Raw genomic sequence first — 22,097 nt, 5'->3', positions numbered from 1 at the left:
TGTCCCGGCGGGACGGTGTCGATCCTGGGCCCACAGTGCCCCCGAGCGATCCGGAAGTCCAACCGGTACGTCGCATGGGATTGAGCAGCGGGGCTTCTGAATCGCCGGGGGCCGGTGATTGACCGGCCGGGCGGCGGGAAGCCGCTCCCCAGCGGCACTTCCACCGCCGCCTTCCCCCCACAGGAGGTCGATCATGCGGGTCCGTACGCTCACCGGCGCCGTGGCCGCCGTGCTCGTCCTGGCCGGGCCCGTGGAGGGCGGGCAGGACGGGGCGGCCGGGACCGCGGACACGGCGGCGCCCGCGGGTCGGACCCGGGTGCTCACCTACGACACGAGCGGCGCCGGGGAGTTCGCGTCCGCCGTCGACCGGGGAGCGGCGGTGTGGAACGACAGCGTCGACGCCGTGGAACTGCGTCCGGTGGAATCCGGCGACCGCGCCGACATCCGGATCGTCGTCGACGACGGCTGGCCGCGCGCCGTGCCCGGAGGCCTGGGCAACGGCATCGTCCACTTCGGACGGGAGGCGGTGGCGCAGGGCCACTCCACGGTCCGTATCGCCGCGCACGAACTGGGCCACATCCTGGGCCTGCCGGACCGCAAGCCCGGCCCGTGCTCCCGCCTGATGTCGGGCGCCAGCGCCGGGCCGTCCTGCGACTCCGCCCGGCCGAACGCGGCCGAGCGGGCGGAGGTCGAGGAGAAGTTCGCCCGCGCCCCCGCCGCGCTGTTCATGTGACCGATGTGACTACTGAGGCGATCCCCGCTATGGTTGTCCCAGGTCACGGCGAGGACGAAACCCCGCCGCCCGGCCGTGCGTTGGTGGTCCAAGGAAAGACGCCCCGCTTCCTGCGGGGAGATGCAGGTGCAAGGCCTGCCCAGCGCTCCGCTCACGAGCCCCGTCCCGCGGTCGCGGGACGGGGCTCGTGTCGTCGCACGGCGTTCACGGCTGCGCGGGCATGGTCCAGCAGTTGGAGCTCGTGGCCTTGCCCTCGAGCCGGTCGGTCAGCCAGTCCACCGCGTCACCCTGGTCGGTCAGCAGCGGCGCCAGGTGGTTGGTGAGCAGCTTGTCGCCCAGGTTCGGCAGCCGTACCGCCTTGTAGGTGACGTCGCCGCCCTTCTCGCACCAGTCCACGGCCAGTTGCCGCGCCTGCGCGTGCGGCACGATGTCGTCCTGCACGCCCGTCACCACGCGGACCGGACCGGTGGGCCGCAGCCGTCCGAGGCGCTGGTCGTCCAGGACGGCCCGGGCGGCGGGCTCACCGGCGATGACCTCGCCGATGGACTTGCCGCTCTTCGTCCACTCGGTGCTCCTGGTGAAGCCGTAGCCCAGGATCGCGTCGCCCACACAGGTGGTGGAGATGTCCTCCAGCGCCTTGCGTCCGGTGTCGTTCATGTTCGCCTCGACGACCTCCCGCAGCGCCGGCGAGGCCTGGGCGAAGCCGTTGACGGACCAGCCCAGCGCACCGGCCAGCGCGCTGCCGTCGATGCCCTTGGTGACTTCGGTCAGGTCCGCGGGCGGGGCGCCGCTGTAGGTGCCGACGAGCGGGACGTCGGGCGCGTAGGTGCGCTGGAGTTCGGCCGCGGAGGCGCTGGCCCCGCCGCCCTGGCTGTACCCGTACATTCCCACCCGGGAGGCGGCGGTGACGGACGCGCCGGGCACGGAACGCGCCGCACGGGCCGCGTCCAGCATGGCGTGGCCCTCGTCGACGCGGTTGACGTAGGTGTGCAGCCGGTCGGTGGCGCCGAGGCCGACGTAGTCGGTGACGACGACCGCCGCGCCGGTGGAGAGCAGCCGGTGGACCGCGAGGGTCTCGTACCCGAAGGAGACGGTCTCCCCGGTGAGGGTCAGCGGGTTCTCCAGGGCGAGGGAGGGGGCGCACTGGTCGCCCTGGCCCATGGTGCCGGAGCCGACGACGACCAGGGGGCGGGGTCCCGCGCCCTTCCAGTCGGCGGACGGCTCGATGTAGGCGCCGGTGACGGCGACCGGCTCGCCGCCCGAGTCGGTCGAGGTGTACATCAGGCGGGTGGCGGTGCCCGGCAGCCGGCGGCCGTCCAGGCCGGGCAGGCTCAGCCCGAGGCGCAGGGGCTCGTGGCGGATCAGCTTGCCGCTCCCCGACGGGAGTTCGGCGGGCGGGGTGTAGAAGGCGGGGATGGTGACGCCCCGTGACACGACCGGGTCGGTCGCCGCGGCGGGCGACGCGGACGCGCACACGCAGGCCGTCGTCGCGACGACGGCGGTCAGCACGCTGCTGATACGGCTCACGGCTCTCTCCTCGCTGCGGCTGCAGAAGATGGAACCGAAAACTAACAGCGCTCACTTACCGCCGGTAACCCGCGAGTGAGTTACGGACCGGTAACTCTTGCGGACGGCGGACGGCGGACGGCGGACCGCGAGGCGTCCGGACGGCACGAGCAGCGGGTCCCGCCGAGGAGTTCGGCGGGACCCGCGCGTGCCGGAGGCGGTGTCAGGCCGTGTGCAGTGTCAGCCCGTAGCGGTTGAGGATCTCGTTGACCGGCTGGAACCAGGTCTCACCCCCGCCGGAGCAGTTGCCCCAGCCGCCGGAGGTGACGCCCTGCGCCTGGTCGCCGCTGAGGTACGAACCGCCCGAGTCGCCGCCCTCGGCGCACACGCTCGTCTTCGTCATCTGGTGCACCGCGCCCTCGGCGTAGTTGACCGTCTCGTTCTTGGCGAGCACCCGGCCGCAGTGCCAGCGGGTGGTCGAACCCGAGCGGCAGACCGAGGCGCCGACCGGCGCCTCGGCCGAGCCGCGCACCAGCTGGTCCGGCACGGTGCCCCAGCCGAGCACCACCGGCACCGTCCACCAGCCGCTGCCCACGTTGACCCAGGCGTAGTCGTCACCCGGGAAGGAGGACCCCTGGAAGTTCCCGATGTACGAGCCGTCCCAGCCCCGCACCTGCTGCCCGGCCCGGCCGCAGTGCCCGGCGGTGACGAAGCCGCCGTGCACCGAGAAGCCGATGGAGCAGCGGACGTTGCCCGTGTAGTACGGGTCGCCGCCGACCGTGCCGGCGGCGAACGTGGACGGCGCGTCCGCCACCGTCCGCACGGTCACCGGGCCGGCCTCGCGTGCCTCGGCCACGAAGGCGCGGACATCGTTGTCGCCCCGCTGGTCCTCGACCACGTTCACCACGACCGCGTTGGCGGCCGGGTCGACGGACCAACTGGCCACGCCCGCGGGGGCGTCGAGGCGGTCGAGGCGGGACTTGACCGCGTCCAGCCGGCGTTCGGTGTGCTCGACGGTGCGGACGGCGGCGCCGGACTCGCGCAGGGCGCGCACGGTCGTGGCGCCGGCGTCCGGGGTGACGGCGACGGTCAGTCTGCCGCTGCCCGCGTCGAACCAGGCGCCGCCGTAGGCGGACCCGGCGGTCTCGCGCGCCTGGGGCGCCAGGGCGGTCGCCGCGCGCTCGGCGGCCAGGCGGTCCTCCGCCTCGGCGCGGGTCAGGCCGAGGTCGCGCTGCATCGCGCCGAGCAGCCCGGGGGAGGCGGGTGCGGATGCGTCGGCCGTCGCGGAGGCAGGAGCCTCCTGTGCCGAGGCGGGGAGCGTGCCCGCCGCCGCCCAGCTGCCGATCAGCAGGGCGGCGGCCACGGCCGCATGCGTGAGTCCGGTGCGTCGTCTCATGGAAGGTGGCCCTTCGTCGTTCCCGCGGAGGTGGGGGTGGAACAGACATGGTGAGAGCGCTCTCACCCGAGTGAGGGTGAGCCTAGCGAGTGGATCATGGCAGGTCTATGCCAAGTTTTTGGCCACTGTTCGGCCGCCGGTCCCGCCGTCGTTCCCGGGTGACCCCTACGCGGCGGGGACGCGCACGGTGAGCAGGGCGACGTCGTCGTCGTTGCCGGCCGGGCGGGTCCGCTCCAGCACCAGGTCGGTGAACCGGGCCGGCGGGTGCTCCGCCAGGGCGGCCGCGTGCCCGCGCAGCAGCTCCAGCCCCTCGTCCAGGGAACGGCTCGGCTCCTCGATCAGGCCGTCCGTGTAGAACAACAACGTGGCACCGGGCGGTAGTTCGGTCTCCCCGTCGGGGCGGGGACGGTCCGTGCCGGTGCCGATCAGCATGCCGTGCCCGTCGGTGAGGTAACGCGCCTCGCCGTCCCGCGTGACCAGCAGCGGGGGAGGATGGCCCGCGTTGGTCCACACCAGCTTCCACCGCCCGTCCTCCGTACGGGACATGCGGGCGAACAACAGGGTCGCCATGGTGACGTCGGTGATGTGCACGGTCGCCCGGTCCAGCCGGGAGACGATGGCGCTGGGCGGCTCCTCCTGGGCCCACGCGTAGGCCCTCAGCACGTTGCGCATCTGCGCCATGCCCGCCGCCGCGTCCAGGTCGTGCCCGACGACGTCCCCGACGGCCAGCGCCGTCGCCCCGTCCGGCAGCACGAACGCGTCGTACCAGTCGCCGCCCACCTCGGAGGCGTCCGGCGCGGCCACGTACCGGGCGCTCATCTCCAGCCCGGGCACGTGCGGGAGCTGCGGCAGCAGGTGACGCTGCATCGTCTCGGCCACCTTGCGCTGCCGCTCGTAGAGCCGGGCGTTGTCCAGCGCCAGCCCGGCCCGCCGGGAGATGTCCTCCAGCAGCGGCAGGTCGTCCACGGTGAACGCCTCCGGCCGCTCGGCGCGGCCCAGGGTCAGGGCGCCCAGCACCTCGCGCACGCCCCGTATCGGCGCGATGGCCGCCGAGTGGATGCCGGTCTCCGCGAACAGGCGGCGCTGCTCCGACCCGAGAAGGGAGTCCGGCCTCAGGTGGAGGGAGGGGTCGGCCAGCGCGGGGGAGACCCCGCGCAACGCCCGCGCCAGGGGCAGCAACGAGTCCTCCGGGACGGGGGAGAGGGGGCCCTCGAGGTCCTCGCGCCGCACCAGACCGCCGTCCTGCGCGTGGACCACGGCCGACCGGCGCACCCCGCCGCGCTCGGTGACCAGGTCGACGACCGCCCAGTCGGCGAGCTGCGGCACGACCAGCCGCACCAGCCTGCGCAGCGCCTGCTCGACGTCCAGGGTGGCGGTGAGCTGGGTGGTGGTCTCCGCCAGCAGGGCCAGCCGCTCCAGCTCGGGCAGCGGGCTGCCGAACCGGTTGCCCGGGGTGCGCGTCTCCTCCGGGTCGTGCGGCGCGTGGAAGAGCACCAGGGTGCGTTCCGCCCCGTCGTCCGTGCGGCACGGGGTGACCAGCCAGGACACCGGGAGGAGCGAACCGTCGCCGCGCTCGAACCACTCCTCGTCGGACTGCACCGTCCGGCCCGCCATGTAGGCCCGGCGCATCCCGCACTGGGCGCGCGGCAGGGAGGCGCCGTACCGGCTGCGGTGCAGCAGCTCGTGCGCGTCACGGCCGAGGAGCTCCCCGGCCGGCCGCGCCAGCAGCTTCTCGGCGTGCGCGTTCACGGCCACGACCGCGCCGTTCGCGTCCACCACGTACGCGCCTGTGTCGAGGGACGCCAGCAGCGAGCCCAGCGACGCCGGTGCCGCCGGGGTGATCCCGCGGCCCGTCGTGTCCCGCGTCATCCCGCGTTCCCCGTCCGGCGGGCGGCCCGCTCCGTCACGTGTCGCACCTCCCGTGCTCCGCTCCGTCCAGGCGCCTCCGCCCGGCCACCCCCGCGGGCGAATGCGGTCCCCGGGCACCCGGAGCGCCACGCCCGTCTCTCCCCGCCCCGCGGTCCGCCGCGCCCGGTCATGTGCCGTCCCCCTCCGACCGTTCGGCCCGGCGCGCGGCGGCGGCCGCCGCACACTCGGCCGCCGACCGGTTCCCTCTCGGCCGTCCGGTCGCGCTCCCGCGGCTCGCGAGCTCCGCCCGCGTCCGCTCCGGCCCCGTACGGGCCCGGGCGAGCTGTTCCTCCAGGGCCGCCGCACGCTCACCGGCCCCCCGCCCCCGCTCACCCGCCCGGCCCGGCGCGTGCCGGACCTCCCCGCGGGCCGCGCGCCGCCGCGCCTCGGCGGCCCGCGCCTCCTCCCGCTCGGCCGCCCCGTTCTTCCTCGCGGCCGCCGACTCCGTCTCCGTACGCGGCGTCCGGGCGCGCGCCGGGCGTTCCTCCCGCCGGGCGACGAAGTCCGACGGCGGCAGCGCGTACAGCTCGTCGAGGTCCGCCTCGACGTCGTCCTGAGGGCCGGGCCGCCCGTCCTCGCGCCGCATGATCCCCAGACAACACCGAACCGGGCGGCCCCGCACATCGGGACGGACCGCCGGCCGTGCGGTCGCGGACAGCAGGTTCACAGGCGCTCGCCGGCCACTTCGTGGACCTCGGGGTCCGGTCCCGCGCCCTTCGCCTTGGCGCGGTGCAGCCGCAGCCGGTCCAGGCGCGAGATGACGGGCGTGGCGCTCACCCCGTGCAGCACCACCGAGGCGACCACCGTGAAGGTCACCACCGCCCACAGCACCTCGGCGGGCACCCCGAACTCGTGGGAGGCCAGCGCGTACGCCAGGTAGAACAGGGAGCCGATGCCGCGGATGCCGAAGAACGCGGTGACCGCCCGCTCCCGGGGGCCCGCCGCGACGCCGAGCTGGGCCACCCATCCGGCCGCCGGACGGACCACGAGCAGCAGCAGCACGCCCACCGCCGCGCCCTGCCAGGAGAGCGGCGCCAGCCCGCCCTGGGCGACGAAAGCGCCCAGCAGGAACAGCAGCACCGCCGTCAGCAGCCGCTCGATCTGCTCCACGAAGTCGTGCAGCACCCCGTGGTAGCCGTGGGCGCGCTCCGCCGAGCGGATCCGGCAGGCGGTGACGAACACGGCCAGGAAGCCGTAGCCGTGCACCAGCTCCGTCACCCCGTACGCGAGGAACGTCACGCCGAGGGCCACGAACCCCTCGCTGTGCTCCGACAGCCGTATCGCCCGCCGTTCGGCGCGGAAGAACAGCCGGCCCAGCAGCGCCCCGACGGCCAGCCCCGTGGCCACGCCCGCCGTGCACTTGTACAGCAGCTCCACCAGCAGCCAGTGGCCGACGCCGCCGCCGGTCGGCTGTCCGCCCGCGGCGGCCAGCGCCATGGCGGCCGCGACGAAGGGGAAGGCCAGCCCGTCGTTCAGCCCCGCCTCACCGGTCAGCGTGAAGCGGACCTCGTCCTCGTCGTGCTCCGCGTCCGTCGGCTCCCCGACCCGCACCTCGGAGGCGAGCACCGGGTCGGTCGGCGCGAGCACGGCCGCCAGCAGCAGCGCCGCCGCCACCGGCCAGCCGAGCATGCCCCAGGCGAGGGCGGCGACGGCCACGATGGTCAGCGGCATGGTCACGCCGAGCTGCCGCCACACGCCCTGCCAGCGGACGCGGCCGAAGGGCCGGTTCAGGGCGAGGCCGGCGCCCATGAGCGAGAGCACCACGCAGATCTCCGCGAGGTGCTCCACCCACACCCCGTCCGCCACCGGGTCGATCTCCGGCAGCGGGAGCGGCAGCAGCTGGACGGCGGCGCCGAGGGCCAGGAACACCAGGGGCAGCGACAGCGGCCGGCGGGCCAGCAGCCGCGGCAGCACGGCCGCGGCGAGGGCGACCGCGCCGAGGAGGGCGAAGAGGAGGTCTGCTGTGGTCACCGCTCACTTGTGCCCCTTCCTCCCCGTCCGCACGCCGTCCGCCGCCGCGAAAGTGTCCGGCCGCCGGAGGTGACGTCCGCCACGGGGCGGCTCCGCGGATCCGGGACGCGTCCTGCGCGCCGGGCGAACCGCTGCCGTGGGTCCCGGCCGGACGCCGTCCGGCCGGGACCCACGGCGGTCGGTCGGGCGCCCGCCGTCCCCGCCCGCGTCCGACGGGCGGGAACGGCGGGCGGCATCGCCCGAGGGGGCCGCGTCATCTCACAGGGTGCGCTCCAGGCGGTCCGCCATCAGCTGCACGAAACGCGCCGGGTCCTTGGGCCGGCCGCCCTCGGCCACCACGGCCAGGGCGTGCAGCAGCTCGGCGGTGTCGGTGAGCTCCGAGCGGTCCTCCCGCTCCCCGAACGCCTCGTTCAGCCCCTTCACCAGTGCGTGGTCCGGGTTGAGCTCGAGGATGCGCTTGCTGCGCGGCACCTCCTGCCCCATGGCCCGGTACATGTTCTCCAACGCCGGCGTGAGGTCGTCCGCGTCGGCGACGAGACAGGCCGGGGACCGGGTGAGCCGCGTCGACAGCCGGACCTCCTTGACGTCGTCGTCCAGCCGCTCCCGCATCCAGCCGAGCAGACCCGCGTACGCCTCGGCCTGCTGCTTCTGCTCGTCCTCGCTCCTGTCGTCCTCGCGTGCGTCCAGGTCGATCTCGCCCTTGGCGACCGACCGCAGCCGCTTGCCCTCGAACTCGCCGACGGCGTCCGCCCACACCTCGTCGACCGGGTCGGTGAGCAGCAGCACCTCGATGCCGCGCTCCCGGAACGCCTCCATGTGCGGGGAATTGTCGATGGCCTCGCGGGACTCGCCGGTGATGTAGTAGATGTCGTCCTGGTCCTCCGGCATCCGCTCCACGTACTGCTTGAGCGTGACCGCCCCGCCCTCCTCGTGCGTGGAGGCGAAGGACGCCACGGCGAGCAGCGCGTCCCGGTTGTCGGGGTCGGTGACCAGGCCCTCCTTCAGAACGGCGCCGAACTCCCGCCAGAACGTGGCGTACTTCTCCGGGTCCCCGGTCATCATGCTCTTCACCGAGGACAGCACCTTCTTGGTGAGCCGGCGCTGCATCATCCGGATGTGCCGGTCCTGCTGGAGGATCTCGCGGGACACGTTGAGCGAGAGGTCCTGCGCGTCGACCACGCCCTTGACGAACCGCAGGTACGCCGGCAGCAGCGCCTCGCAGTCGTCCATGATGAACACGCGCTTCACGTACAGCTGGAGGCCGTGCCGGACGTTCTGCCGGAACAGGTCGTGCGGAGCGTGCGACGGGACGAACAGCAGGGCCTGGTACTCGAAGGTGCCCTCCGCGTGCAGCTGGATGGTCTCCAGCGGCTCGCGCCAGTCGTGGCCGATGTGCTTGTACAGCTCGTGGTACTCGTCCTCGGACACCTCGTCGCGCGAGCGCGCCCACAGCGCCTTCATCGAGTTCAGCGTCTCGGGCCCGGCCGCCTCGCCGTCGTCGCCCTTCTCGCTCTTCTCCCCGACCAGCCGGATGGGCCAGGTGATGAAGTCCGAGTAGCGCTTGACGATCTCCTTGATCTTCCACACCGACGTGTAGTCGTGCAGCTGGTTGTCCGGGTCGGCCGGCTTGAGGTGCAACACGACGGAGGTGCCCTGCGGCGCGTCGTCCACCCGCTCCAGCGTGTACGTGCCCTCGCCGCGCGAGCACCAGCGGGTGCCCTGCTTCTCGTCGGCCCGGCGGGTCACCAGGGTGACCTCGTCGGCGACCATGAACCCGGAGTAGAAGCCGACGCCGAACTGCCCGATCAGCCCCTCCGCCCCGGCCGTGTCCTGCGCCTCCTTCAGCTCCTTCAGGAACTGCGCCGTGCCGGAGTTGGCGATGGTGCCGATGAGCTCGCCGACCTCGTCGTACGACATGCCGATGCCGTTGTCCCGCACGGTGAGCGTCCGGGCGTCCCGGTCGATCTCCAGCTCGATGTGCAGGTCGGAGACGTCGGCGTCGAGCGTGTCGTCGCGCAGCTTGGCCAGCCGCAGCTTGTCGAGCGCGTCCGAGGCGTTGGAGACGAGCTCACGGAGGAAGACGTCCTTGTTCGAGTAGACCGAGTGGATCATCAGCTGGAGCAGCTGACGAGCCTCTACCTGGAACTCAAACGTTTCGGTCGACATGGTTCGCGATTACCTCACTGGTCCATGGAACGCTGGATACGGGCGCGATCACTGTAGTCAACGCGCTGTCAGCTCACCGGGGTTCCGCCCGGTCCGCCGGTGCCTCCGGACGCCCCGGACGCCCCGGGCGCGGTCACCGCCGCGTCCAGCAGGGGGCCGAGTTCGCGGACCGCCGTCGTCAGAGCGCGCACGCTGCGCTCGGCGCGGGCGATGAGGATGGCCCCTTCGAGGGAGCTGATCATCAGCGTGGCGAGCGGCCGGCTGCGCTCCTCGGGCACGCCCATGTCCGTCAGAGCCGTGGCCACCGCTCCGGTCCACCGGGTGAAGGCGGCCTCCGCGGCCTGCCGGGTGGAGTCGGCCGTCCGGACGCAGTCCACCGTGGCCGCCGCGACCGGGCAGCCGCCGTCGAACCCCTCGGTCTCGTACTCGTCGGTCCACTGGCGGACCATCTCGGCGAACAGACCGGACGGGGTCGGCTCGGGCAGCGCGGCCAGAAAGCGCGCCACCCGGTTCCCGGCGTACCGGCCGGCCCAGCCGACGGCCTCGTTGACGAGCTGTTCCTTGCCGTCGGGGAAGTAGTGCTGGAGCGAGCCGCGCGGCGCCCGCGCGTGGGCGGCCACCTCGCGCATCCCCGTCGCGCCGACCCCCTCGCGCCGGATCAGCTGGGCGGCGCTGAAGACCATCCGCTCCCGCGGCCCCCGCTCGCCCCCTGCCATCCAGGCCTCCCGCACGTCCTCTTCCCACCGGCCCGTCCAGCCTATGACCATCGTCATAGGAGCCGCTACTATGACAGCCGTCATAGCCGGTGGCTTCACAGGGCTCGGGGCGGCTCGCGCGGCCCGGAAACGGTGGTGCGACATGCAGGTGGGTTTCATCGGACTCGGAGTCATGGGTCGCCCCATGGCGCTCAACCTCGCGCGCGCCGGGACCCCGCTCGTCGTGTGGAACCGCACCCCCGGCCGCTGCGCGCCCCTGCGCGAGGCCGGCGCCGAGGTCGCCGAAAGCCCCGCCGAGGTCTTCGCGCGGGCGGAGACCGTGCTGCTGATGCTGGCCGACGAGGCGGCGGTCGACGCGGTGCTCGGCCGCGGCACCCCCGGCTTCGCCGCCCGCGTGGCCGGGCGCACCGTCGTCCACATGGGGACCACGTCCGCCGAGTACTCCGCCGCCCTGGAGAAGGACGTGCGCGTCGCCGGAGGCGCCTACGCCGAGGTTCCCGTCTCCGGCTCCCGCGTCCCCGCCGAGCAGGGGCGCCTGGTGGCGATGCTGGCCGGTGACGACTCCGCCCTCGCGTCCGTGCGCCCCCTGCTCGCCCCGATGTGCCGCGAGAGCTTCGTCTGCGGGCCGGTGCCGAACGCCCTGCTGATGAAGCTCGCGGTGAACCTGTTCCTGATCACCCAGGTCACCGGGCTCACCGAGGCGTTCCACTTCGCCGACCGGCACGGGCTCGACCGCGCCCGCTTCCTCGACGTGCTGGACGCGGGGCCCATGGCCAGCTCCGTCTCCCGGATGAAGGCGCCCAAACTGCTCGCCCGGGACTTCGCGGTGCAGGCCGCCGCCGCCGACGTGCTGAAGAACAACCGCCTGATCGCGGAGGCCGCCCGCACGGCGGGGGTGGCCTCCCCGCTGCTCGACGTCTGCCACGCCCTGTTCGAGGAGACCGTGGCCGGCGGGCACGGCGGCGAGGACATGGTGGCCGTGCTGCGCGCCCTGGAGGCCCGCACCGACGGGTCCCGGGCGCCCGGCGGCGGCGCGGCCTGAGCCCCCCGACAGTGCCTGACCTCGTCGTGCGAGCATGGGCGGATGAGCATCCTCCGCAGGAACAACGTCCGTGTCACCGGAGCCGCCACCGGACGTCCCGTCGTCCTCGTGCACGGCTTCGGCTGCGACCAGAACATGTGGCGTCTGGTCGAGCCCCTTCTCGCCGAGGACCACCCGCTGGTGCTCTTCGACTACGTCGGGGCCGGCCGTTCCGACCTGTCCGCCTGGCGGGAGGACCGTTACTCCTCCCTCGACGGCTACGCCCGCGACGTGGTGGAGGTCTGCGAGGAGCTCGACCTGCGCGACGCGGTGGTCGTCGGCCACTCGGTGAGCTCCATGACCGGCGTGCTGGCCGCGGCCGCCGCACCGGAGCGCATCGGCGCCCTGGTCATGGTGTGCCCCTCGCCCTGCTACATAGACGAGGACGGCTACCGCGGCGGCTTCAGCGCCGAGGACATCGACGAGCTGCTGGAGTCTCTGGAGGCCAACTACCTCGGCTGGTCCGCCGCCATGGCCCCGATGATCATGGGCAACCCGGACCGCCCGGAGCTCGGCGAGGAGCTGACCAACAGCTTCTGCGCGACCGACCCGGACATCGCCCGGGTCTTCGCCCGCACGACGTTCCTCTCCGACAGCCGGAAGGACCTCGAGACCGTCGCCGTCCCCACCCTGATCCTGGAGTGCGAGCAGGATGTCATCGCGCCCCGCGAGGTCGGCGCGTACGTCCACGCCGCCGTGCCCGGCAGCGAACTGGTCACCCTGGACGCCACCGGCCACTGCCCGCAGCTCAGCGCTCCCGAGGCCACCGCCTCGGCGATCCGCGCCTTCCTGTCCGCAGGAGCCCGTTGAACGGGGGCGGCACGGACGAGCCCGGCGCGGCAGCGCCGGGCACCCGCGCGGCGTTCAGCTCCCTGCTGGAGGACTCTGCGGAGGACCTGTACGAGTCGGCGCCGTGCGGCTACCTGTCCACCCTGATGGACGGCACCATCGCCAAGATCAACGCCACCCTGCTCGGGTGGCTCGGTCTGTCCCGCGAGGAGGTCGTCGGCCGCAAGCGGTTCAGCGACCTCCTCACGGTCGGCGGCAAGCTCTACCACGAGACGCACTTCGCCCCGCTGCTGCGCATGCAGGGCCACCTCGGCGGCATCGCGCTGGAGATGCGCACCGCCTCCGGCACCCGGCTGCCGGTGCTGGTCACCTCCACCCTCAAGCGCGGCGCCGACGGCGAACCGCTGCTCATCCGGACCACCGTCTTCGACGCCACCGACCGGCGCGCCTACGAGCGGGAACTGCTGCGCGCCCGCCGGGCCGCCGACGAGGCCCGCAAGCAGGCCGAGGCCGACCGCGCCCAGCTGCGCGAGGCCCTGGCCGTGCTCCAGCGCAGCCTGCTGCCCGCCACCCTCCCCGACCTCCCGGGCGTGGAGACGGCCGGCTACTACCACACGGCCTCCCCGATGGAGCTCGGCGGCGACTTCTACGACCTGTTCCCGCTGGACGACACCCGGGCCGCCTTCTTCCTCGGCGACGTCTGCGGCAAGGGCCCCCAGGCCGCGGCCCTGACCTCGCTCACCCGCTACACCCTGCGCGCCGCCATGATCCAGGACGCCGACCCGGTCGCCGACCTGCGCGTCCTCAACCGGGCCCTCATGGAGCGCTACACCGGTGACGACCCGCGCTACTGCACCGCCGTGGCCGGCGTGTTCGAACGGGCGGAGGACACCCTGCGGGTCCGGCTGGCCTCCGGCGGCCATCCCCCCGCGCTGGTCCTGCGGGCCGACGGCGGGGCCGAGTACCTCAGCACCCGGGGCGGCATGCTGGTCGGCGTCCTCCCGACGGCGCAGTTCGTCGAGACGAGGACCGTCCTGCGGCCGGGCGACACGCTGCTGCTCTACACCGACGGCCTCACCGAGGCCCGGGTCGGCCCCGACCGGCAGCTCTACGGCGACGAGGCGCTGCTGGAGTTCGCCGCCGCGCGGGCCCCCGCGGGCAGCCGCGCGTTCGTCGAGGCCCTCACCGGTCTGCTGCGCGACTTCGGCGACGGCCTCGACGACGACACCGCGCTCCTCGCGATCGGCGTCCCGGCCACCCCCTGACGCCCCCCGCCACCCCTGACGGACAGTTTCACGGAACGAACAGAGCGACCCCGCCATGAGACCCCTGACGATCGTCTCGTCACGCACCCCCGCCGGCCCCCTCCTGGAGGTCGCCGGCGACCTCGACCACAGCAACGCGCAGCAACTGCGCCGGGCCGCCGCGGGCGCGGTCGTGTCCGCCGGGCTGATGCTCGTGGTGGACCTGGGCGAGCTGGGCTTCTGCGACTCCAGCGGCATCACCGCGCTGATCGCCGTGCGCAACCACGTGGTCGCGGCCGGCGCCGGCCTGGTCCTGGTGGCCGTGCCCGAGACGCTGCGCCGGCTGCTGCGCCTCACCGGCCTCGACCAGGTCTTCGACATCCGCGACGGCCGCCGCCTGCAGGCGGACTGACCGCCCGCCCCCACCCCTCCACGTCACGGCCCGCACACCGCTGACGAGGGCTGTTCGATTGCTTGTGCGTCATCCGGGGCACCCGGGATGTGCCGAGAGCGCCGCAGGTGGCCCCAGTGCCGTCGCGGGGCCGGCACAGGACTACGGGCAAGGGGAAACCGGCGGTGACGGTGCGTATCGGAGCAGAGGAAGAGTTCCACGTCCTGGACGCGGAGAGCGGACGACTCGTGCCACGGGCGGGTCTGCTGTTGGAAAGACTCGGCACGGGTCCTTTCACCGGCGAGCTGCAGCAGTCGGCGGTCGAGAGCAACAGTGAGGTGCACGACACCCTCGACGGGCTCTACGCCGACCTGTCCGGCACCCGGCGCCGCCTGGCCGCCGCGGCCGACGCGGAGGGACTGGCCGTCGTCGCCGCCGGCACCGTGCCGCTGGCCCGGGTGACCCCGCGCGACGTCTCCGACAACCCCCGCTTCCGGCACATGGCCGACGAGTACCGCAGGGTCGCCGAGGAGCAGCTCATCTGCAGCGCCCAGGTGCACGCCGACGTGCCCGACCGCGACACCGCGGTCCGCGCCATGTGCCTGGTCTCGCCCTGGCTGCCGCCGCTGCTCGCGCTGTCCGCCAGCTCGCCGTACTGGCTGGGCTCCGACACCGGCTACGCCTCCTGGCGCACCATGCTGTGGCAGCGCTGGCCCACCGCCGGCCCGGCCGGCTGCTACCGGGACGCCGCCGAGTACGACGCCGCCGTCGCGGAACTGATCGGCTCCGGCGTCATCAGCGACACCGGCATGCTCTACCAGGACGTCCGCCCCTCCGCCCACCAGCGCACGCTGGAGCTGCGGATCGGCGACGCCTGCCCGCGCGCCGAGACGGTCGTGCTGATCGCCGGACTGTTCCGGGCGCTGGTCCGCGACGCCTGCCACCGGCTGGAGCGCGGCGCGGACCCGCGCTGCGACGGACACCACGAGTGGCTGCGCGCCGCCGGCTGGCGCGCAGCGCGCTCCGGCCTGGAGGGCCCGCTGGTCGACCCGTGGACCCGCCGCGCCGCCCCCGCCCACCTGGTGCTGCGCCGCATGCTGCACCGGCTGCGCCCGGCGCTGGAGGCGTCCGGCGACTTCGACACCGTGCGCGACCTGCTCGACGAGGCCCTCGACGCCGGCAGCGCGGCCCACCGGCTGCGCCGGACGGTCCGCGAGTCGGACCTGCTGACCGGCATCGACCTGCTCGTCACCGAGACGCGCGGCGGACGCCTCCCGGCCCGCGCCGGCGCCCGCCGCCCGCGCCCGGCGGTCACCACCCGGCACGCCAACGGCCGGCCTCACGCCCCGCTCCACCCGCTCACCACCCCGGGCACGCCGGGCTGATCCGGCCGCACGGCCCGTACCGCCGTCCGGCGACGGGCCGCCACCCGCCCCCGAACCAGGAGAGTGATCACTACCCCATGTCCAGGACACCCCACGCCGCCGACCAGCAGGACAGCGCCCCGAGGGACCGGGAGCCGAGGGAAGGGAGGGACCACTGATGTGCGGCCTCAGCGGTGAGATACGCCTCGACGGCGGACGGCCCGACATGGCGGCGGTGGAGCGCATGACCGACCGGCTCGCGCCGCGCGGCCCGGACGGACGCGGCCTGTGGTCCCAGGGACCGGTCGCCCTCGGACACCGCCGGCTGAAGATCATCGACCTGTCGGAGTGCGGCGCCCAGCCCATGACCGACCCGCGGGCCCGCCTCACCGGCGTCTTCAACGGCTGCGTCTACAACTACCGCGAGCTGCGCGACGAGCTGCACGCCCTCGGCCACCGCTTCTTCTCCGAGTCCGACACCGAGGTGGTGCTCAAGGCGTACCAGCAGTGGGGCACCGACTGCGTCGACCGGTTCCACGGCATGTTCGCCTTCGCGATCGTCGAACAGGACACCGGACGCGTCGTCCTCGCCCGTGACCGGCTCGGCATCAAGCCGCTCTACCTCTCGGCCACCGCCGAGCGCCTGCGGTTCGCCTCCTCGCTGCCCGCGCTGCTCGCGGCCGGCGGCGTCGACACCTCCCTCGACCCCGTCGCGCTGCACCAGTACCTGAGCTGGCACGCCACCGTCGTCGCGCCCCGCACCGTCCTCAACGGCGTGCGCAAGCTGCCCCCGGCCACCGTGCGCGTCATCGAGCCCGACGGCACCCAGCACGACCGCCGCTACTGGCACCCCGTCCACACCCGCCGCCCCGCGTACGCGGACCTCAGCGCCGACGACTGGACCGACGCGGTCCTGGCCGCCCTGCGCACCGCCGTGCGCCGCCGCATGGTCGCCGACGTGCCGGTGGGCGTGCTGCTCTCCGGCGGCCTGGACTCCAGCCTGATCGTGGCGCTGCTGGCCGGTGAGGGACAGCGGGACCTGGCGACCTTCAGCGTCGGCTTCGAGTCCGAGGGCGACGAGGACGGCGACGAGTTCCACTACTCGGACCTGGTGGCCCGGCACTTCGACACCCGCCACCACCAGCTGATGGTGCCCTCCGACCGGGTCGCCGGCGCCCTCGACGGAGCCGTCCGCGCCATGAGCGAACCCATGATGAGCCACGACGTGGTCGCCTTCCACCTGCTGTCCGAGCAGGTCGCCAAGGAGGTCAAGGTCGTGCAGAGCGGGCAGGGCGCCGACGAGGTGTTCGCCGGCTACGACTGGTACCCGGCGATGGCGGGCGCGCCCCGCGAGCGGGCCGCCGAGGCGTACATCGACGCCTACGCCGACCGCTCCCACGCCGACATGGCGGACGTGCTGCGGCCCGAGATGCTGCCCGACCGGGACACCTCGGCGGAGTTCATCAGGGAGCACATGGCGCAGGACGGCGCCGACACCGCCCTCGACGCCCAGCTGCGCCTCGACACGCTGGTGATGATGGTCGACGACCCGGTCAAGCGGGTCGACAACATGACCATGGACTGGGGCCTGGAGGCCCGCGTGCCGTTCCTCGACCACGAGCTGGTCGAACTGGCCGCCGCCTGCCCGCCCGAGCTGAAACTCGCCGACGGCGGCAAGGGCGTCCTGAAGGCCGCGGGCCGGCGCGTGCTGCCGCGCGAGGTCGTCGACCGGCCCAAGGGCTACTTCCCCGTGCCGGCGATCCGGCACATGGCCGGGCCCGTCCTCCAGCGGGTCCGCGACACCATGACCGCCCCCGAGGCCCGGGCCCGCGGCGTCTTCCGCGAGGACTACGTGGAGCGGCTGCTGGCCGCGCCCGACGCCCACCGCACCCGGCGCGGGGCCAACGCCCTGTGGCAGATCGCCCTGCTCGAGACCTGGCTCCAGACCCACGGGATCCGATGACGGCGACCCGAGACCCCGGCAGCGCGCTGTACGCCCCGGAGCCCGCCCCGCTGGCCGACACCTCGGCGTCGTACGACCTGCCGCCCCCGGCGGTGCACGGCTGCTGGTACCCCTCGGCCGACCCGAGCGGCCGGCACGTCGCCTTCATCTGCGACCGGGCCGGGGTGCCGCAGCTGTGGACCGGGCCGGTCGACGGCGCGGAGGTGCGCCGCCTCGACGCCGATCCGCACCCCGTCACGGAGGTGTCCTGGTCACCGGACGGCCGGTGGATCGCGTACACCACGGCGCCCGGCGGCGGTGAGCTGACCCGGGTGCTGTGCGTACGCCCCGACGGCAGCGGCCGGCACCTGCTGGCCGGCGGCGAGCCGGGCACCTCCGCGCGGCTCGGCTGCTGGCAGCACGACGGCTCCGCCCTCGCCGTGACCGTCACCGAGTCCGCCCCGCCCGGCCACACCGGCCGGCACCACGCGGAGGTGCCCGGACCGCCGGGCACCGAGCACGCCCCGCACTGGGCGGGCCGCGACGGCCGGGCCGTCCTGCTGGACCCGGCCGGAGGACGGATCCGTCCTCCGGCCGGGGGCGTGCGGCCCGGCTCCGGGCAGGAGCCCGAGGAGCGGACCCTCTCCGCCTACCTCGTCGACCCGGAGGGCACCGCCGCGCCCGTCCTGCTATTCAGCGAGCGCGGCGCGGCCAACCAGCGGGTGTGCGACCTCAGCCGCGACGGCCGCCTCGCCCTGGTCTACCGGGGGCCGCGCGGCCGCCGCGAGGCCCTCGTCGTGCGGACCGTGGACTCCGCGGTCACCTGCGCCTTCCCGGTCGCCGACGGCGATCCCTGGATCGGCGGCTTCTCCCCGTCCGCGGGCACGCTCTGGCTGCGCAGCGACGCCGGACGCGAGTACGCGGCCCTGCTCGCCGCGCACCTCGACGCGCGCGGTGAACTGCACACCACGCGGGTGGTCGCCGAACGCGAGGACTGCGGCCTCGAACTCCTCGCCCTCGGCCACGACGGCCGCCGCGCCGTGCTGGCGTGGAACCGGCACGGGGTCAGCGAGCTGGAGCTGCTCGCGCTGGAGTCCGCCCCGCCGCACGGCACCGCGCCGGACTCGGTCACCCCTCCCTCGGCCGGCGACGCGCGCCGCGTCGGCCTGCCCCACGAGGTGGTCACCCGGATCGCGCCCACCGCGGACCCCGACGCGCCCGTGGTCGCGCTGTCCGGGTCACGACGCCACCCCGGCGTGTGGTGGCTGCCGCACGGCGCGCCCCTGCGCACCCCCTGGTCCTCCCGCGACGAGGACGCCTTCCCGCCCGGCCTCACACCGGTCAGGCCCACGCCCATGCGGCCCGTCGCCCGGGACGGCCTCCAGCTCGGCGGCTGGTACTACCGCGCCCCCGGCCGCTCGCCCGGTGAACCCGCCCCGTGCGTCCTGCACCTGCACGGCGGACCCGAGGAACAGGAACGCCCGGTCCTCGAACCCCTCTACCTGGAGCTGCTCCACCGCGGCCTGGACGTGTTCGCCCCCGACGTCCGCGGCTCGTCCGGCCACGGGCGCGGCTTCGTCGACGCCGACCTGGGCACCGGACGCTTCGCCGCCATCGACGACGTCGCGGACTGCGCGGCGCACGTCATGCTGCGGGGCCTCGCGGACCCCCGGCGGATGGCCGTCATGGGCCGCTCCTACGGCGGCTACCTCACGATGGCGTCCCTGGTGTGGCACCCCGACCTGTTCCGCACCGGGGTGGCGGTGTGCGGCATGTCGGACCTGACCACCTTCTTCGCCGGGACCGAGCCGTGGATCGCGCAGTCCGCCGCGCACAAGTACGGCCACCCGGAACGCGACCGGGACCTGCTGCGCGCCCTGTCGCCGATGAGCCGGGTCGACGCCCTGCGCGCTCCGGTCCTCGCCGTGCACGGCGAGCACGACACCAACGTGCCGCCCGACGAGTCCGAGCAGTTCGTACGGGCCGCGCGGGAACGCGGACTGGAGGCGGAACTGCTCCTTCTGCGTGACGAAGGTCACGATTTCCGCCGCGCCGACAACCGGCGGCTCTTCCGCCGCACAGCAGGTGACTGGCTCGAGCGGCACCTGGCCGACTGACCTGTCGGCGGTACCTGTCACACTTCATGGGCGTGCGGGGGAGCGATGCGGGTAGTCGCGCGGTGTGATCGAGTAAAGGCGGACCGGATGGAACCAGTTTCTGTCGACGAGGGGGAGACGGTGTCAGGCGCACCTCGGCTGCGGGCCAGCTATGCCCTGGACGCCGAGGGCGCCTGGATAGCGCAGGCGCGCCGCCTCGCGGCCGAGTTCCTCGACCGGGCACGGGCGGAGGACGGCCTGCCGGTGCCGGCGCGCGCGGTGGAGATCACCCAGCTCGTCGTCAGCGAGCTGGTCACCAACGCCCGCAAGTACGCGCCGGGCCCCGTCGGACTGGATCTGCTGGTCTTCGGCGACGCCGTCGAGGTGGTCGTCCGCGACGGCAATCCGGAGGCGCCGAAGCCCCGGGCCGCCGACCCCGGCCGCGTGGGGCAGCACGGCCTCGAGATCGTCATGGCCGTCGCCCAGACCCTCGACGTGCGCCAGGAGGCGGGGGGCAAGAGCATCTCCGCACGCATCGCCTTCTCCGCCTGACGCCTTCCGCCTCTCAGCTCTCCACCCGGTGCCCGGCGTCGTCCGGCACCCGTTCCAGGTGGATCAGGGCGCTCGCCCAGTCGCCGCCCGGCAGGTCCAGGTCCAGCCCGTACTCCGTGAGCACCGTGGAGTGGTGCACCGCGCCCGTCCCCGTGTCCCGGAGGCGGACGCCCGGCGGCAGTCCGCGCAGCCGGAGCGGCACCCGCGGTGCGCCGTGCCGGGGGCTGGCGCGGAAGGCGAGCACCACCGTCTCACCGCCGTCCGCGGCCACGTACTGCACGGCCGACGGGCCGTCGCCGTACGGGGCGCCGAGCCGGTACTGGTCGCCGTGCTGCACCAGGTGCCGGATCTCCTTGTAGCGGGCCACCAGCGCGGCGGCCTCGGACAGCTCCGCCTCGCTCCAGCGGGTGAGGTCGCCGCCGAGGCCGAGCAGCCCGGCCATCGCCGCGTGGAAGCGGAAGCGCAGCGGCACGGACAGCCGGGTGAGCTGGTTGGGCACGTCGGTCACCCAGGCGGACATCACCCGTGCCGGGTAGACCTGGCTGAAGCCCTGCTGGATGCCCAGCCGGTCCACGGCGTCGGTGTTGTCGGACGTCCACGCCTGGTCGGTGCGGGAGAGGATGCCCAGGTCGACCCGGCCGCCACCCCCGCTGCACGTCTCGATCCGCAGCCGCGGGTGCGCCTCCCGGAGCCGGTCGAGCACGCCGTACAGGTGGTGGACGTAGCGGGTCCACAGCCGGTCGTTGCCGTCGTCCGGCCCGGCCCAGCCGGACTCGCCGAACGCGCGGTTCATGTCCCACTTGAGGAAGTCCACGCGGTGCTCGGCGACCAGCCGGGTGAGCCGGCCGAAGGCCCAGTCGGCGACGTCCTGCCGGGCGAAGTTCAGCACCAGCTGGTTGCGCAGCTCGGTGCGCGGGCGGCCCGGCAGGTGCAGCACCCAGTCGGGGTGCGCCCGGTACAGGTCGCTGTCCGGGTTGACCATCTCCGGCTCCACCCAGACGCCGAACCGCATGCCGAGCCGGTGCACCGCGTCGGACAACGGCCCGAGCCCGTGGGGGAACCGGTCCGGCGCCGGCGTCCAGTCGCCCAGGCCCGCCCGGTCGCTGCGGCGGGCGCCGAACCAGCCGTCGTCCACGACGAACAGCTCCACGCCCAGCCGGGCGGCCCGTTCGGCGAGCGCCAGCTGGCTCGCCTCGTCCACGTCGAAGCCGGTGGCCTCCCAGGAGTTGTAGAGCACCGGCGCCGTCTCGCCGGCGTGCCGCAGCACGTGGGAGCGGACGTACGCGTGCCAGGCCCGGCTCGCCCCGCCGAAACCGCCGTCGGTGAACAGCCCGGCCAGCACCGGCGTGGCGAACTCCTCGCCCGGTCCGAGCGGCACGCACGTCCCCTCGTGGCCGGCTCCGCCGGTCAGGCCCGCCCGCCCGTCCGGCGTGCGCTGCACGGTGATCCGCCAACTGCCGCTCCACGCCAGCGCCGTGCTCCACACCCGGCCCCGGTCCTCGTCGGCGGTGCCGTCGTCGAGCATGGTCCAGGGGTTGGCGTGGTGGCTGGTGATGCCGCGCCGGCTGGTCAGCACGGTCTCCCCGTGCGGCAGCGGCTCCCGGCGCAGCCGGGTCTCCGCCGACCACTGGCCGGTGACATGGCTCAGCCGGTAGTCCGGCAGCGGCGGCAGCGTCCACGCCGCGGAGTCGGCGCGCAGCAGGTCCACGCGTTCCTCGCCGTCGTTGCGCAGCACGGTCCAGCGCTCGATCACGTCCGTGTCCGCGCGGACCCGGTAGTGCAGCGCGACCGAGAGGGGGACCAGCCGGTCGCGGAACTCCAGGACCAGCTCCTCGCGGCCGGGGACGGAGTCGTCCACCCGGTGTCCCACAGGCTCCCACTCGAAGGCCCGGGAGCCGTCCGCGTACCGCACCTGGAGCGAGGGCGGCCCGTAACGGGTGCCGCCGTCCACCGGCAGTTCCTCGCCCACGGCCGGCCGGCCCTCGAAGCTGTTCGACGGTTCCGCGAACGGCTCCGCGAGCGCGTCCGCCTCCTCCGGGGTGAGGCGGGGCCCCCACGCCACGTGACAGGGTGCGCCGGTCCCGTCGATCCGCAGCGCGTACGAGGTGCGCGGGGTGGTCAGCAGCCAGACCCCGGTGTCCGGAGAGCGGGTGATGAGCGGCATGGGGCCTCACGATCAGCGTCAGGGGGTTGCACCGCACACCCAAACGTGACCTTCGATCATGTGTCAAGAGGGCTCTGA

At 74.2% G+C, this 22,097-nt stretch carries 17 protein-coding genes; 9 read left to right on the top strand and 8 right to left on the bottom strand.

Going from position 1 to position 22,097, the window contains the following annotated elements; genetic code table 11:
* The first annotated feature begins 193 nt into the window (after positions 1-193).
* Positions 194-733, top strand: a complete 540-nt coding sequence (locus C1708_RS02165) for a snapalysin family zinc-dependent metalloprotease (protein ID WP_106411025.1) — start codon at positions 194-196, stop codon at positions 731-733.
* A gap of 204 nt (positions 734-937) precedes the next feature.
* On the opposite strand, the gene C1708_RS02160 is transcribed toward C1708_RS02165, so the two are convergent.
* The 7 genes from C1708_RS02160 to C1708_RS02130 all read right to left on the bottom strand — a co-directional run bounded on the left by C1708_RS02160 (position 938) and on the right by C1708_RS02130 (position 10,396).
* Positions 938-2,260 carry a lipase family protein gene (locus tag C1708_RS02160; protein ID WP_106411024.1) on the bottom strand — a complete coding sequence of 441 codons (1,323 nt, stop codon included), beginning with the start codon at positions 2,258-2,260 and terminating at the stop codon, positions 938-940.
* Between the two features lie 202 nt (positions 2,261-2,462).
* On the bottom strand, positions 2,463-3,635 hold the full coding sequence (locus C1708_RS02155) for a S1 family peptidase (RefSeq protein WP_106411023.1): 1,173 nt from the start codon (positions 3,633-3,635) through the stop codon (positions 2,463-2,465).
* A 165-nt stretch (positions 3,636-3,800) separates the two neighbouring features.
* Complete coding sequence (locus tag C1708_RS02150) at positions 3,801-5,504, bottom strand: SpoIIE family protein phosphatase (RefSeq protein ID WP_106411022.1); 1,704 nt, start codon at positions 5,502-5,504, stop codon at positions 3,801-3,803.
* A gap of 166 nt (positions 5,505-5,670) precedes the next feature.
* Positions 5,671-6,129 carry a hypothetical protein gene (locus C1708_RS33930; protein ID WP_106411021.1) on the bottom strand — a complete coding sequence of 153 codons (459 nt, stop codon included), beginning with the start codon at positions 6,127-6,129 and terminating at the stop codon, positions 5,671-5,673.
* Positions 6,130-6,206: 77 nt separating this feature from the next.
* Positions 6,207-7,514, bottom strand: coding sequence for a cation:proton antiporter (locus tag C1708_RS02140; RefSeq protein ID WP_106411020.1), 1,308 nt, complete (start codon positions 7,512-7,514; stop codon positions 6,207-6,209).
* Positions 7,515-7,772: 258 nt separating this feature from the next.
* A complete protein-coding gene (gene htpG / locus C1708_RS02135) occupies positions 7,773-9,680 on the bottom strand; it encodes a molecular chaperone HtpG (protein WP_106411019.1) in 1,908 nt (635 codons plus the stop codon).
* Between the two features lie 68 nt (positions 9,681-9,748).
* Positions 9,749-10,396: a TetR/AcrR family transcriptional regulator gene (locus tag C1708_RS02130; RefSeq protein ID WP_106416109.1), complete on the bottom strand. Its 648-nt coding sequence runs from the start codon at positions 10,394-10,396 to the stop codon at positions 9,749-9,751.
* 142 nt (positions 10,397-10,538) lie between these two features.
* Here C1708_RS02130 and C1708_RS02125 point away from each other — a divergent pair, with 142 nt between their 5' ends.
* The 8 genes from C1708_RS02125 (at position 10,539) to C1708_RS02090 (ending at position 19,855) form a co-directional block, all read left to right on the top strand.
* Positions 10,539-11,438: an NAD(P)-dependent oxidoreductase gene (locus tag C1708_RS02125; RefSeq protein ID WP_106411018.1), complete on the top strand. Its 900-nt coding sequence runs from the start codon at positions 10,539-10,541 to the stop codon at positions 11,436-11,438.
* A gap of 42 nt (positions 11,439-11,480) precedes the next feature.
* Positions 11,481-12,287, top strand: a complete 807-nt coding sequence (locus C1708_RS02120) for an alpha/beta fold hydrolase (RefSeq protein WP_106411017.1) — start codon at positions 11,481-11,483, stop codon at positions 12,285-12,287.
* The gene (locus tag C1708_RS02115; RefSeq protein ID WP_106411016.1) at positions 12,284-13,531 is read left to right on the top strand and encodes a PP2C family protein-serine/threonine phosphatase; all 1,248 of its coding nucleotides are present in this window, start codon (positions 12,284-12,286) and stop codon (positions 13,529-13,531) included. Before C1708_RS02120 ends, C1708_RS02115 begins: the two co-directional genes overlap by 4 nt.
* 55 nt (positions 13,532-13,586) lie before the next feature.
* Complete coding sequence (locus C1708_RS02110) at positions 13,587-13,922, top strand: STAS domain-containing protein (protein ID WP_106411015.1); 336 nt, start codon at positions 13,587-13,589, stop codon at positions 13,920-13,922.
* Positions 13,923-14,086: 164 nt separating this feature from the next.
* Positions 14,087-15,286 carry a carboxylate-amine ligase gene (locus tag C1708_RS02105; RefSeq protein ID WP_106411014.1) on the top strand — a complete coding sequence of 400 codons (1,200 nt, stop codon included), beginning with the start codon at positions 14,087-14,089 and terminating at the stop codon, positions 15,284-15,286.
* 157 nt (positions 15,287-15,443) lie between these two features.
* Positions 15,444-17,228, top strand: a complete 1,785-nt coding sequence (locus C1708_RS02100) for an N-acetylglutaminylglutamine amidotransferase (protein WP_106411013.1) — start codon at positions 15,444-15,446, stop codon at positions 17,226-17,228.
* Positions 17,225-19,324, top strand: a complete 2,100-nt coding sequence (locus C1708_RS02095; protein ID WP_106411012.1) for a S9 family peptidase — start codon at positions 17,225-17,227, stop codon at positions 19,322-19,324. Before C1708_RS02100 ends, C1708_RS02095 begins: the two co-directional genes overlap by 4 nt.
* A gap of 87 nt (positions 19,325-19,411) precedes the next feature.
* Positions 19,412-19,855: an ATP-binding protein gene (locus tag C1708_RS02090; RefSeq protein WP_106411011.1), complete on the top strand. Its 444-nt coding sequence runs from the start codon at positions 19,412-19,414 to the stop codon at positions 19,853-19,855.
* 13 nt (positions 19,856-19,868) lie between these two features.
* Here C1708_RS02090 and C1708_RS02085 read toward each other — a convergent pair whose 3' ends face one another.
* A complete protein-coding gene (locus tag C1708_RS02085; protein WP_106411010.1) occupies positions 19,869-22,019 on the bottom strand; it encodes an alpha-galactosidase in 2,151 nt (716 codons plus the stop codon).
* Positions 22,020-22,097 lie beyond the last annotated feature (78 nt).

Origin of the sequence: Streptomyces sp. DH-12 (genome assembly GCF_002899455.1) — a bacterium.
Lineage (GTDB): Bacteria > Actinomycetota > Actinomycetes > Streptomycetales > Streptomycetaceae > Streptomyces.
The sequence above is the reverse complement of the archived record's forward strand: the minus strand, read 5'-3'. Positions and strand labels throughout refer to the sequence as shown.